Consider the following 12,712-nt stretch of genomic DNA (forward strand, 5'->3'; position numbering starts at 1 on the left):
CTCAACACGGCCGGTAACAACAGTACCACGACCCTGGATAGAGAATACGTCTTCGATTGGCATCAGGAAGGCGCCGTCGATAGCACGCTCTGGCTCAGGGATATAAGAATCCAGAGTTTCTACCAGCTTCTTAACAGCGGTAGTACCCATTTCGTTCTCATCTTCGCCGTTCAGGGCCATCAGAGCAGAACCCGGGATGATTGGAGTGTCGTCGCCTGGGAAGTCGTATTCAGACAGCAGGTCACGCAGTTCCATTTCAACCAGTTCCAGCATCTCTGCGTATTCTTCAGAATCGGCACCGCCGCAATCTTCAGCCAGCAGGTCAGCTTTGTTCAGGAATACAACGATGTAAGGTACACCAACCTGACGGGACAGCAGGATGTGTTCACGAGTCTGAGGCATTGGGCCGTCAGTAGAACCACATACCAGAATCGCGCCATCCATCTGCGCAGCACCGGTGATCATGTTTTTAACATAGTCAGCGTGGCCCGGGCAGTCTACGTGTGCGTAGTGACGGTTCGGAGATTCGTATTCTACGTGGGAGGTAGAAATGGTGATACCACGCTCACGCTCTTCAGGAGCATTGTCGATACCGTCGAACGCTACCGCTGCACCGCCCCATACTTCGGAACATACGCGGGTCAGAGCCGCAGTCAGAGTGGTTTTACCGTGGTCAACGTGACCGATAGTGCCAACGTTTACGTGGGGTTTTGAGCGTTCAAACGTTTCCTTTGCCATGACCCTGTCTCTTTGTCAGTGTGGTTATCGTTTCTTTGTTACATACACAAAAAGGCAGGCCGCCGGCCTACCTTTTTCTGAATAATGGTGCTGATACCCAGAATCGAACTGGGGACCTCATCCTTACCAAGGATGCGCTCTACCGCCTGAGCTATATCAGCGAAATTTGGAGCGGGTAGCGGGAATCGAACCCGCATCATCAGCTTGGAAGGCTGAGGTTCTACCATTGTACCATACCCGCTTATTCAGAAGACTTGCCGGGACAATGGCCACACAGCTCGCCTGCTGGCTCCAACAACCCATTCCTGCGGGTTGTTAAAAGTGGTGGTGGGGGCTGGATTCGAACCAGCGAAGCTTTCGCGTCAGATTTACAGTCTGATCCCTTTGGCCGCTCGGGAACCCCACCGAAGTGGCGCGTATTATGTTGATGGGAGGAATACCTGTCAACACTTTTTCGCTTATTTATTATCAACTTACGAATTTACAGCAAAAACGGCGCCGATTGTGCAGATTACGTACAATCAGCCTGCCTGGCTGCATTCAACCAGCTCCCAGCTGATCTCTTTATCGCCCGCCTGAATGCGCTCACGCATGCGCTCATTGAGTTGTGAAACTTCGATAACCTCAACCCAGTATTCGCGCACCGACTTGGTAACCACCAGCACTTCTACCGGTATTCCGGAACTCTCCACATCTTTCTGCAGACCATAGGCCGACTCTTTGTTGCGGAACAGTCCCAGTGAAACACCTTCTGCCAGATCGCCCTGGGTAATGATGTAGCTGTCGAATTTCCGCTTCTGCAGCTCCTTTAAAGTACGCAGGGCTTCTTCGCGGGTAGCCCGTGGCGGAACATGCACCCAGTACTCAGAAGGCTCACCACTGGCGATTTCAACAATATTAATCCGTCCGTGCAGACTCAGCGCCGTTACACGCGCCAGCAGATGGCGCGCATCCAGTTCATCGGCATAAGGGCCAGCTACGTAACAGAGCGAATCACGGTGATCGCTGGTTGCGCGCGGAGCGGCAGGCTGCAAACTATCTCCGGCCTCACTGACAAGCTGCAGGCGCTTGACCGACCCTGGAATTTCCAGTGCGCCAGGCGGCGCCGCATTAACTTCACCCTGCTTTTGCCAGAACGTCGCCAGCAACAGCAGGTTGCCAAACACTAAGGTAAAAAAGATCCAGCGCATAAGGAATCCATACCATCAAATACAAGATCAGGCCGGTACTCACAGCCCAGCTGTGTTGCCAACCATAAACCATCGCCACCGGTAACAAGCAACAGATGCTGTGGATAGTCCTGCTGAACAGAGCGCACCAGTGCAACCTGCTGGCGGTAAACACCGGAGCTGACACAACCAACAGTGTCCCGCCCCGGCAACAACTGCTGAGCAGCCTGCTCGTCATTATAAGGACGCACACGCTGCGTACTGTTAAACAGCGCCTGCTGCGCCAGCTGTAATCCGGGGACAATAAAACCACCGTCATGGTGATTGCCTGCTGACATTAAATCAACCGTCAGTGCCGTACCGGCATCGGCCACTATTAATGCAGAAGAATAATGACAACGCGCCCCCAGCATAGCCAGCCAGCGGTCCACGCCGAGCCTTGCCGGGTCAGGGTAACAATGCACAAACTCGGGGTAATTACTTACCGGCTGCGCCAGCCAGTGCAGTCTGGCGCCATAATGCGCATGCAGACTCTGATGCAGCCCGCTATTGTCGCGCACACTGGCAACCACAACACGGTCACATTGCGCCGGGAAAAGACGCCCCACTTCAGCATCAGACATCTGTGCCAGATCGGTATGAGCAACGCCCCCATGAGCCTGCACAACACCGGCCTTGCGCCACTGCCATTTTATGCGGCTGTTGCCGGCATCAATCAGCAGGACGGACACTGAGCTCTCCGGCATTAATAACTTCAATCCCGTTATCCGTCTGCAGCATTAATTCACCTTTACGGTTAACGCCTTTTACCCTGCCGCGCTTTTCATGAGCGGCGGATATGATGCGCACATCCTGTTGATGGTAAATATCGCGTTCCGACCAGTATTGCTGATAGGGAGCAAAACCATTGCGCTGAAACTCATCCACAACGGCAAGCAACTCATCAAGAATGGTGGCGGCCACTTCATTACGCGACAGATCCGGCTTAAAGCTGCGCAACTCGGCCCAGGGTTGTTCAATACTTTCCGCATCGCTGTTGCTGAGCGCCAGATTCAGTCCGACACCAATAACAACCTGACAATGGCTGCTGTACTCACCGGTCACTTCCAGCAAAATGCCGGCGAGTTTTTTTCCGTCGGCGTAAACATCGTTCGGCCATTTCAGACCAATGCCATTAATACCCAGCCGGGCGAGTGCTTTTTCGACCGCAATAGCCGTCATCAGACTTAACCCTTCGAGGGCAGCCATACCGCCGGCAAATGAAACCAGCAGTGATAAATAAATGTTTTTACCAAAGGGGCTGACCCACTGCCGGCCACGGCGGCCGCGACCACTGACCTGCTTTTCAGCCAGCACGGCATAACGCTTACCCATATGATCGCCGGCACGTTCAAACAGATAGGTATTGGTAGAACCAACATCCAGCAGAATTTCCAGAATATCGAGACGCTGACTCAGGGTTTGCTGAATACGCTCTTTGTCCAGCAACTCGATAGCATCCTGCAGGCGATAACCTTTCCCTTTAACGGACGAATAGGGAATATTCAGCTCGTCGAGTTTTTTCAGTTGCTTCCATACCGCAGCGCGGCTGACGCCCAGCGTTTCGCCCAGCTCTTCGCCGGAATGAAACTGACCATCCGCAAGTAATTCAAGAATCCTGTTGAGCATAGTGCTACCTCCGCGCTGCAATATACCCGATCAGCCTGCCCCACACAGCACACCATAATAAGAAGCAGGTAATTTTACCGGCTGCACAGCAACAGCGCTTTCAGCCATACTTTATGCAATCCGGATAATCAGGAACCGCGCACGCCGGTTCACCATCAGAGGCAAACATGGTCAAACCCCTGCTGATACTGTGCCTGTTGATAAGCAGCTCCGCCTTTGCCGCCGAAGCGATACGGGTTCAGCCACAACGGACTGCCGTCGATGGCAGCTACCTTTATTACACCGACCTGTTACGCCTTGTGCTCAATAACACCAGCAAAGAATATGGCGACGCCGAGCTGGTCAGCATCAGCCGCCTGACCCAGGCGCGGGCATTTCAGGCGCTGCACGATAATCTGATCGATGTGTTCTGGGCCGGCACCAGCCGCGAACGTGAAGTCTTCGTACAGCCTATCCGCATCCCCCTGCATGCTGGCTTGCTTGGTTTCCGTATTCCGGTTATCCGCAAAGCCGATCAGGCACGCTTCGATGCCCTGCACAACCTCAGCGACCTGCAACAGCTAGGCGCCTGCCAGGGTGACCACTGGCCGGACTCGGACATCCTTGAAGCCAACGGTTTTAATGTACAGAGAGCAACCAAATTTGAAGTGATGTACCAGATGCTTCAGGCCGGCCGTTGCGACTACTTTCCGCGCGGTATTAATGAAGTCTATGCCGAGGTCAGCCACGTCAGCCGTAATGATCTGATGGTCTACGAACGCATCATCCTCAACTACCCATTTCCGATGTACTTTTTTGTCAGCCATGACAACCCGCGCCTTGCCGAACGGCTGACCAAAGGTATGGAGCAACTGGCCGCCAGTGGTGAACTGCTGAACTTCCTGCAACAACATCCGACAACGCGCGACATATTCCCCCTCAGCCGGCTCAGCAACAGCTGGGTTATTCCACTGCACAACCCGCTTCTGCCCGAGCTGACCCCCTTGTCCAACAAACGCCTGTGGATTGAACTTCCCTCCAGCACCAGGCAGTCACCCACTCCCTGAGTCGCGCAATCAGCTGCCAGCCTTTGGCCCGGGTTCTTCTCACATCACCAGAAAAAATGTCCGGTATAAAGAATATGCGTTCTCTCTATGCAGACAGCGCCGGTGGCCGGAACTGACTCGCCCATAAGAATGAGCGCCGCGGCACACGCAGTGCGGGATACAGCCGCATGCTGGCAAAAATACTGGTAAAAAATTGATCGAAATCAGGGCATCTGAAACCACCTTGTGAGCCTGAAATACAGCATCACCCCCACCGGGCCTGCATTGCGACTAAAGCCCAACATGTGTATAAAACGCCCGTTTGAATTCTGGCCGGCAGACACAATGAGCCACAAGCTCGCGCTGGCAGGCACCAACAGTGCCGAACTGTGTACAGATTTTTACCTACAGGCGAAATCGAATGGCAACAAACAAGGTAGATGTACTGCTTGTTGGTGGCGGGGTTATGAGTGCCACTCTGGGCACCCTGCTCAACAAGCTTGATCCTTCCCTCCGACTGACCATGGTGGAACGCCTGGATCATGTCGCCCATGAAAGTACCGATGGCTGGAACAATGCCGGTACTGGCCACGCAGGCTATTGCGAACTTAATTACACTCCGGAAAACGAGCAGGGCGATGTCGAAATCAACCGCGCCCTGACCATCAATGCCAACTTTGAAGTATCCCTGCAGCTGTGGACTTCTCTGGTTGGCTGTGGCGACCTGCCGGCACCGGACAACTTTATCAATCCAACCCCGCACATCAGCTTTGTCTGGGGTGAAGATAACGTTGCTTTCCTGCGTCAGCGCTGGGAAAAGCTGTCCGCGCATCATCTGTTCAAAGATATGCAATACAGCGAAGACCACGATGTGCTGCGCCAGTGGATGCCACTGGTGATGGAAAACCGCGACCCTGCTGAAAAGATTGCCGCTACCCGTATTAACTACGGCAGCGACGTCGACTTCGGCTCCCTGACCCGCAATCTGGTCGAAACGCTGAAAAAGCGTGAAGCCTTTGAGCTGCTGCTGAACCACGAAGTCAGCGAGCTGGAGCAGAACAAAGACGGTAACTGGAAAGTACGCCTTAAAGACCGCGTCTCCGGTAAGAGCAAAACCATCGAAGCCGGTTTTGTCTTCCTTGGTGCCGGTGGTGGCGCCCTGCCGCTGCTGCAGAAATCCGGCATTCCGGAAAGCAAAGGTTACGGCGGCTTCCCGGTTTCCGGTCAGTGGCTGGTCTGTAAAGACGAAGCCACCGTTAAGCGTCATTACGCCAAGGTCTATGGCAAAGCCGCGATCGGTGCGCCACCGATGTCGGTTCCGCATCTGGATACCCGCATCATCAACGGTACTCCGGCGCTGTTGTTCGGACCTTACGCTGGTTTTACCACCAAGTTCCTTAAGGCCGGCTCCAAGCTGGACCTGATCAAATCCGTACGTGCCAATAACCTGCTGCCGATGATGGACGTGGGTATGAACAATATGGATCTGACCAAATACCTGATCGGTGAAGTGCTGCAATCCCACGAAGACCGCATGAAATCCCTGCGTGAATACTTCCCGGGCGCTGACTCCGGCAAGTGGACACTGGCCGAAGCCGGTCAGCGTGTACAGATCATCAAAAAAGACGGCCGCGGCCGCGGCAAGCTGGAGTTCGGCACCGAACTGGTGGCTGCCAAAGACGGCTCGCTGGCGGCCCTGCTGGGGGCGTCACCCGGCGCTTCGGTTGCCGCGCAGGCGATGATCGAAGTGATCGAACGTTGCTTTAAAGAGCGCCTGGAGAACGGCTGGAAAGCCCGCCTGCAGGAGCTGGTGCCATCCTATGGTGAATCTCTGGTCAACAATGCCGAACTGCTCGGCAGCATCCGCCAGAACACCCTGAGCACCCTTGGCCTGCTGCGCGATTAACGCGCGCAGGTCAGCTGACAATTTCAAGATAATCCAACAGGAGTTTTACCTATGTTGATTGGTGTACCTAAGGAAATCTATCCTGGGGAAGCCCGGGTCGCCCTGATCCCAGCCGGGATTCAGACCCTGCTGACCGCCGGCTTTGAAGTCGTGGTACAGGAAGGCGCAGGCGATGGCGCCCACTTCAGCGATGAAGAATACCGCAGCAGCGGTGCCAGCATCGCCCCGACCGCTGAGTCGCTGTACGAGCAGGCTGACATCATCCTGAAAGTCCGTCAGCCACTGGACAGCGAAGTGCCACTGCTGAAAGAAGGCACCACCCTGATCTGTATGCTGGATGCTTGGTTCAACCAGCCGCTGATTCAGCAACTGGCCGAGCGTAAAGTGCGTTCTTTCGCGCTGGAATTTATTCCGCGCACCACCCGCGCGCAGTCTATGGACGTACTCAGCTCTATGGGTGCGATCTCCGGTTACCGTTCAGTACTGACCGGTGCTATGGCACTGCCACAGTACTTCCCGATGCTGATGACCGCTGCCGGTACTATTCACCCGGCGCGTGTATTCATCATTGGTGCCGGTGTTGCCGGTCTGATGGCGATCTCTACCGCCCGTCGTCTGGGTGCCGTGGTTGAAGCCTACGATACCCGTGCGGAAGTCCGTGAACAGGTTGAATCCCTGGGTGCCAAGTTCGTTGAATTCGACCTGCCACACGAAGAAGGCGGCGCCACCGGTGGTTACGCCAGCGAGAAGTCTGAAGAGTTCTACCGCAAGCAGCGTGAACAGATGACCGCCAAAGTATCCCAGGCGGATCTGGTTATCACCACCGCGGCGATCCCGGGCAAGATGTCTCCACGCCTGATCACCAAAGAAATGCTGCACTACATGAAGAAAGGCTCTGTGATCGTCGACCTGGCTGCCGAGCGTGGCGGTAACGTCGAAGGCACCGTGGCCGGCGAAAAAGTGTACGTCGATGGCGTCACCATCATCGGTTACACCGACCATCCGGGCCGTGTACCTGTGCATGCTTCTCAGCTGCTGACCAAAAACATCTCCACCTTCCTGCTGAACATGTCGAAAGAAGGCGTGCTCAACGTGAATATGGACGATGACATCGTGGCCGCCACTCTGATTACCGAAGACGGCGAAATCAAACACGCGGGCCTGAAAGCCCAGATCGAGAAGGAATAAATCGGATGGAAATGTTCATCATGAGCCTGACCATTTTCGTACTGGCGATCTTCGTCGGTGTGGAAGTGATCAACAAAGTACCCCCTACGCTGCACACCCCGCTGATGAGCGGTACTAACGCTATTTCCGGCATCGTCGTGGTTGGCGCCATCCTGAGTTCCGGCGGCAGCGAGCACACCACTGTGCTGTCTACCGTACTGGGCGTCGCCGCCATCATTCTGGCAACCATCAACATCGTGGCCGGTTTTATGGTAACCGACCGCATGCTGAACATGTTCAAAAAGAAATAAGGTAGCGGGACACAATGGAAATTCTGATTAACTTAGGTTACCTGGCTGCCGCCGTACTCTTTATCTTCGGCATCAAAGGCATGACCACTCCGAAAACCGCCGTGCGCGGTAACCAGATGTCGGCTATCGGTATGCTGGTTGCGGTGATTGCCGCCCTGCTCGACCACAACGTGGTGCGTTTCGAATACATCATCATCGGTGTTCTGGTCGGTGGTGCAATCGGTGCCCTTATCGCCAAGAAAGTGGCCATGACCGATATGCCGGAAATGGTTGCCAGCCTGAACGGTATCGGTGGCGGTGCTTCCCTGCTGGTTGCGGCAGCCAACTACCTGGAAAGCCAGAAGCTGGCGGAAATGGGTCAGTTCACGGCCTCTTACGACTGGTCGCTGGCGGTTATTCTGTCGATCCTGATCGGTGCGGTTACCCTGACCGGTTCTTTCGTTGCCGTGGGCAAACTGAAAGGCAAAATCGGCGACAGCAACAAAGTTATGCTGTTCAAATGGATCGTTAAACTGTGCTTCCTGGTTCTGATCAGTGGGGCGGCGTACTTCGCCATTGTTGATCCGCTGAACTCCGACATGCTGGTTGCCGGTCTGATCATCATCTGTCTGATCCTGGGTGTTTCTCTGGTGATGCCGATCGGCGGTGCCGATATGCCGGTTGTGGTATCCCTGCTGAACTCCTACTCCGGTCTGGCCGGTGCCGCTGCCGGTTTCGTACTGGGCAACAACGGCCTGATCATCACCGGTTCTCTGGTGGGCGCGTCCGGTATCATCCTGACCACCATCATGTGTAAGGCGATGAACCGCTCCCTGACCAACGTTCTGTTCGGTGGCTCAATGGCCGCAACCGCTGGCGTGAGCAAGTCTGAGAACGATGCTTTCTACGAAGGCAAAGTGAAGTTCTCTTCCGCTGACGAACTGGCGATGCTGTTAGACGGCGCGCAGAAAGTGGTCTTCGTTCCTGGTTACGGTCTGGCCGTTGCTCAGGCACAGCACGCCACCCGCGAACTGGCCAACATGCTGGAAGCCAAAGGTTGTGACGTGAAATACGCCATCCACCCGGTTGCCGGCCGTATGCCTGGCCATATGAACGTACTGCTGGCGGAAGCCGAAGTACCGTACGACCAGCTGGTTGAAATGGACACCATCAACCCTGAGTTCTCGCAGACCGATGTGGCCATCGTACTGGGCGCCAACGACGTGGTTAACCCGGCAGCCTCCAAAGACCCGGCGTCGCCGATCTTCGGTATGCCGATTCTGGACGTACACAACGCCAAGACCGTTGTGGTGGTGAAACGTGGTCTGTCACCAGGTTTCGCCGGTATCCCGAACGAACTGTTTATCCGCGACAACAGCCTGATGGTATCCGGCGACGCGAAGAAAGTTCTGCAGGAAACCATTACTGCGCTGAAAGATCTGTAAGACACTTCAGTACGCAGAAACAGAAAAGCGCCCCTAGGGGCGCTTTTTTTATGCCTGACGACTGCCCTGCGGCGACCGTCAACAGCCCGGACACCACCTGCTGTCATTCGAATCCGGTTGTGCGGTTAAAGCTGCTTCTTCCTGCAGCATGATTCTGTGCATTACCCGGTTGCATGCTTAGCGCGGGTCCGAAGGCGGATGTGCTTTCAGTAAGTCGATAAAGTCCTGCAGGTATGGCGGCATATCCTGTTTAAGGGTAACAGCATGCCAGTGACGATTGGCCCATTCGACATTCAGCGAGCGCAATACCACATCCCCCGCATCTGACCAGCGTTTTACTGCCCAGCGGGCCATCAGCGTGATGCCCAGACTGGCACTGCACCATTCCAGAACGGCTTCGGTCAGGGGCATTTCGGTGACGTTAAGTTTGCTGATTTGCGCATCATTAAACATGGCACGCAGTAAACGACTTTTGCCTGAGGGATACAGCAATAAATGCTGATCAAGCAATTGTGCAGGCTGAACAGAATCTGACCGGGCTAATGCATGGTCCGGTGACATCACCACAACAATGTCATCGTTAAACAGAAGGTGATTCGTGAATTTTCCAGCAGACGGTGACATCCGGATGGCAATGTCCAGTTCACCGGATTCTAATTGTTGGCAGAGGTTATTGCTGATTTCCGGCTGCAGCTGAATGCGCACATCAGGGTATTGCTGCTGATAGAGGGGAATAATCCGGGGCAGCCAATGGAATGACGTATAGCATTCTGTCGCCAGGCGAATGCAGACATCATTGCCCCGTTTCAGATTATTCAAGTCGTCGTGCATCGCGGTCAGCTCATCAAATATTGTCCCGGCTGCTTCCAGAACCCGCTGTCCGGCAGGGGTGATCACCATTTTCTTTCCATGGCGATAAAACAGACTGATGGCCAGGGTTTCTTCAAGCACTTTTAACTGATGGCTTAATGCTGACTGAGTGAGATGCAAGCCACTGGCGGCAGCAGAAAGACTGCCGCTGCTGGCAATCGCCCGTATCAGGCGCAGATGGCGAATCTCAAGACGCTTGAGCAGAGATTCCATAGGGCTTGCCCCTCAATAAAACTAATTAAACAGATTCATCATTATTACAAAAACAATGAGATAGATTCACCAATCGCTCAATTCTACACTGCCCGGGTACTGACCACTACCTGAGGAACTACCTATGTACGCACTGTATTATCAGCCTTTCGCCTGCTCCTATGCGGTTCATATCGCGCTGGAAAAAACCGGTCAGCCCTTTGAGTTGCATAAGGTGAATTTACGCAATGGCGAGCAGCAGTCAGAGGCTTTTCTGGCGCTGAACCCGCAGGGACAGGTGCCCGTGCTGCAATATGCTGACGAGACTCTCACCCAGGCCGGGGCCATTCTGTTGCGCTTGTCTGAACGGCATCCTGAGGCTGCGCTTATGCCAGAGCCTTCTTCACCGCTAAGAAGTACGGCGCTGCAAATGCTCTTTTATATATCGAGCACCCTGCACCCGGCTTTTTCGATGCTTTTTTACCCGGAGCGTATCGCCGCATCTGCCCGTGATGAGGTAAAAAGCAAAGCGCTGGAAAAAATTCAGCTGCAACTGAGCCACTTAGAAAGGCGGCTCGGGCAACATACCTATTGCGCCGGTGAGCAGGTATTTGCGCCGGATTACTTACTGCTGGCGATTTTAAACTGGTGCCGCCTGTTTCAGATCTCTCTCAGCTCCTTTCCCAACATTAAGCGGTTTCTGGCCGATATGAATGAAAGAGCCGAAGTGAAAAAAGCACTGGCGACGGAGCTGCAGGAAATGGCGGCTTAAACAAACCTATCCCCGGCTCCGCTTGAGGTGCTGTGCATAAACAGCATCTCAGCTGCCCGGCTACGGCACCCTCGCCCTGACCTTCCTTTACCCATAAGCCCGCAGCCCTGGGTTAGTATTCATATTTTCATTAACAGTGGAGTCAGAGATGAGCGGCAACCACATCCGCGTCTGGGATATTTTCGTGCGCCTGTTTCACTGGCTGCTGGTCGCGGTGATCGGTTTTGCCTGGTGGACTGGCGAACAGGGCGGCGACTGGATGGAGTGGCATAAACGCTGCGGCTATACCGTACTGGGGCTGGTGATCTTCCGGGTGCTCTGGGGTTTTGCCGGTACGGCCTATGCCCGCTTCAGCCATTTTATCTATTCCCCGAAAGCCACGTTCGCTTACCTGGCGGCCATGCTGAAAGGCCGTGAGCCTCTGTACCTGAGCCATAACCCGCTGGGTGGCTGGGCAGTCGTGGTGTTACTGCTGTGGTGTACTTTACAGGCCGGCACAGGCTTATTTGCCAACGACGATATCCTTACCGAAGGGCCGCTGGTGCATCTGGTTGGCTACGATCTGAGTATTGAGATTACCCGCTGGCATAAACTGCTGTTCGATGGTCTGCTGATCATCGTCGCGGTTCATATCGCCGCAGTGCTGTACCACCAGCTGCTGCGTAAAGAGCCGCTGCTGCAGGGCATGCTGACGGGGAATAAAGCGGCCGGCCATAGCCACAATCAGGCAGCCGACAGAGTGTCTGTGGCAGTAAGCGCTGGCTGGCTGAAAGGCCTTGCGCTGGCAGCGATTGCCGCCGCCAGCGTCTGGGGACTGATCAGTCTTTAAACGGCTCAGTCTTTGAACTTGTCGTGGCAGGACTTACAGGTCTTCGCCACATTCATAAAGGCCGGGCGGATGGCGTTCATATCGCCGCTGGCGGCGGTTTCTGCCAGAGCTGCGGCGTTGGTTTCAAAGTCGGACATAATGCCGGCAAAGGTTTCCCAGTCTTTTTCAATCGCTGGTAAGGCATCGGTCGAGCCGCTGTAGCTGCCGTTGTAAGTACCGGCGACAAAACCTTCCAGTGGCATCTTGCTCAGCGCTGCCAGGTTATCCGCGCGGCGGGTAAATTCAGCCGCATTAAACTCCTGCTTGCCTTTCACCATGTCGCCCATCGGGCCGAAGTTCCACTTCACTGCCTTGTAGATACCCTGACGGTATTCCACGGCGTCAGATGCTTTTACTTCAGCCAGGGTTGCTGCACTGATGGCCAGCAGTGTGGCAACGATTCCGGTACGTGTTATCAGGTTCATGCTTTTATCCTCTCAGCATTATCAGTTACCGCTGCAGTGTATCGGTCTGGCCGCCACAGGCTATAAACCATTACCAACCTTTACATTTCTATCAATAAGGGCGTTAACCGGCCCGCGCAGCAACCGTCATTACCGCTTTTAATCAGCGCCATCAGCAGAACTCATTATCCGTGTGGT

At 54.5% G+C, this 12,712-nt stretch carries 13 protein-coding genes and 3 tRNA genes; 7 read left to right on the forward strand and 9 right to left on the reverse strand.

Annotation, left to right across the window (positions count from 1 at the left end; genetic code table 11):
* From HUF18_RS02375 to birA, 7 genes are all read right to left on the reverse strand, one after another.
* A partial coding sequence (locus HUF18_RS02375; protein ID WP_225691009.1) for a GTP-binding protein occupies positions 1-738 on the reverse strand: 738 nt, incomplete at its 3' end.
* A gap of 85 nt (positions 739-823) precedes the next feature.
* Positions 824-899, reverse strand: a tRNA-Thr gene (locus HUF18_RS02380).
* A 6-nt stretch (positions 900-905) separates the two neighbouring features.
* Positions 906-979 (reverse strand) — tRNA-Gly (locus tag HUF18_RS02385).
* An 81-nt stretch (positions 980-1,060) separates the two neighbouring features.
* A tRNA-Tyr gene (locus HUF18_RS02390) sits at positions 1,061-1,144 on the reverse strand.
* 115 nt (positions 1,145-1,259) lie between these two features.
* Entirely contained in the window at positions 1,260-1,928 is a 669-nt protein-coding gene (locus tag HUF18_RS02395; RefSeq protein ID WP_145468067.1) for an SPOR domain-containing protein, read from the reverse strand.
* Complete coding sequence (locus HUF18_RS02400; RefSeq protein WP_225691010.1) at positions 1,904-2,638, reverse strand: type III pantothenate kinase; 735 nt, start codon at positions 2,636-2,638, stop codon at positions 1,904-1,906. Before HUF18_RS02400 ends, HUF18_RS02395 begins: the two co-directional genes overlap by 25 nt.
* The gene (birA, locus tag HUF18_RS02405) at positions 2,619-3,575 is read right to left on the reverse strand and encodes a bifunctional biotin--[acetyl-CoA-carboxylase] ligase/biotin operon repressor BirA (protein WP_145468063.1); all 957 of its coding nucleotides are present in this window, start codon (positions 3,573-3,575) and stop codon (positions 2,619-2,621) included. The genes HUF18_RS02400 and birA overlap by 20 nt, the downstream gene beginning before the upstream one ends.
* Before the next feature lie 167 nt (positions 3,576-3,742).
* On the opposite strand from birA, the gene HUF18_RS02410 reads away from it, so the two are divergent.
* From HUF18_RS02410 to HUF18_RS02430, 5 genes are all read left to right on the forward strand, one after another.
* Complete coding sequence (locus tag HUF18_RS02410) at positions 3,743-4,621, forward strand: substrate-binding periplasmic protein (RefSeq protein WP_225691011.1); 879 nt, start codon at positions 3,743-3,745, stop codon at positions 4,619-4,621.
* A 400-nt stretch (positions 4,622-5,021) separates the two neighbouring features.
* Positions 5,022-6,506 carry a malate dehydrogenase (quinone) gene (gene mqo, locus HUF18_RS02415; RefSeq protein WP_225691012.1) on the forward strand — a complete coding sequence of 495 codons (1,485 nt, stop codon included), beginning with the start codon at positions 5,022-5,024 and terminating at the stop codon, positions 6,504-6,506.
* Between the two features lie 51 nt (positions 6,507-6,557).
* On the forward strand, positions 6,558-7,694 hold the full coding sequence (locus HUF18_RS02420; RefSeq protein ID WP_225691013.1) for a Re/Si-specific NAD(P)(+) transhydrogenase subunit alpha: 1,137 nt from the start codon (positions 6,558-6,560) through the stop codon (positions 7,692-7,694).
* 5 nt (positions 7,695-7,699) lie between these two features.
* The gene (locus HUF18_RS02425; RefSeq protein ID WP_225691014.1) at positions 7,700-7,984 is read left to right on the forward strand and encodes an NAD(P) transhydrogenase subunit alpha; all 285 of its coding nucleotides are present in this window, start codon (positions 7,700-7,702) and stop codon (positions 7,982-7,984) included.
* 14 nt (positions 7,985-7,998) lie between these two features.
* Positions 7,999-9,408, forward strand: coding sequence for an NAD(P)(+) transhydrogenase (Re/Si-specific) subunit beta (locus HUF18_RS02430; RefSeq protein WP_145468053.1), 1,410 nt, complete (start codon positions 7,999-8,001; stop codon positions 9,406-9,408).
* Positions 9,409-9,585: 177 nt separating this feature from the next.
* Here the strand turns inward: HUF18_RS02430 and HUF18_RS02435 are convergent, their stop codons facing one another.
* On the reverse strand, positions 9,586-10,491 hold the full coding sequence (locus HUF18_RS02435) for a LysR family transcriptional regulator (protein ID WP_145468051.1): 906 nt from the start codon (positions 10,489-10,491) through the stop codon (positions 9,586-9,588).
* A gap of 124 nt (positions 10,492-10,615) precedes the next feature.
* On the opposite strand from HUF18_RS02435, the gene HUF18_RS02440 reads away from it, so the two are divergent.
* Both HUF18_RS02440 and HUF18_RS02445 read left to right on the forward strand, forming a co-directional pair.
* The gene (locus HUF18_RS02440; protein ID WP_145468049.1) at positions 10,616-11,242 is read left to right on the forward strand and encodes a glutathione S-transferase family protein; all 627 of its coding nucleotides are present in this window, start codon (positions 10,616-10,618) and stop codon (positions 11,240-11,242) included.
* 148 nt (positions 11,243-11,390) lie between these two features.
* Positions 11,391-12,071, forward strand: a complete 681-nt coding sequence (locus tag HUF18_RS02445) for a cytochrome b/b6 domain-containing protein (protein WP_145468047.1) — start codon at positions 11,391-11,393, stop codon at positions 12,069-12,071.
* A 5-nt stretch (positions 12,072-12,076) separates the two neighbouring features.
* On the opposite strand, the gene HUF18_RS02450 is transcribed toward HUF18_RS02445, so the two are convergent.
* On the reverse strand, positions 12,077-12,535 hold the full coding sequence (locus HUF18_RS02450) for a c-type cytochrome (protein ID WP_225691015.1): 459 nt from the start codon (positions 12,533-12,535) through the stop codon (positions 12,077-12,079).
* Positions 12,536-12,712 lie beyond the last annotated feature (177 nt).

It is taken from the genome of Thalassolituus sp. ST750PaO-4 (genome assembly GCF_020320405.1).
GTDB lineage: Bacteria > Pseudomonadota > Gammaproteobacteria > Pseudomonadales > Oceanobacteraceae > Venatoribacter > Venatoribacter alkanivorans.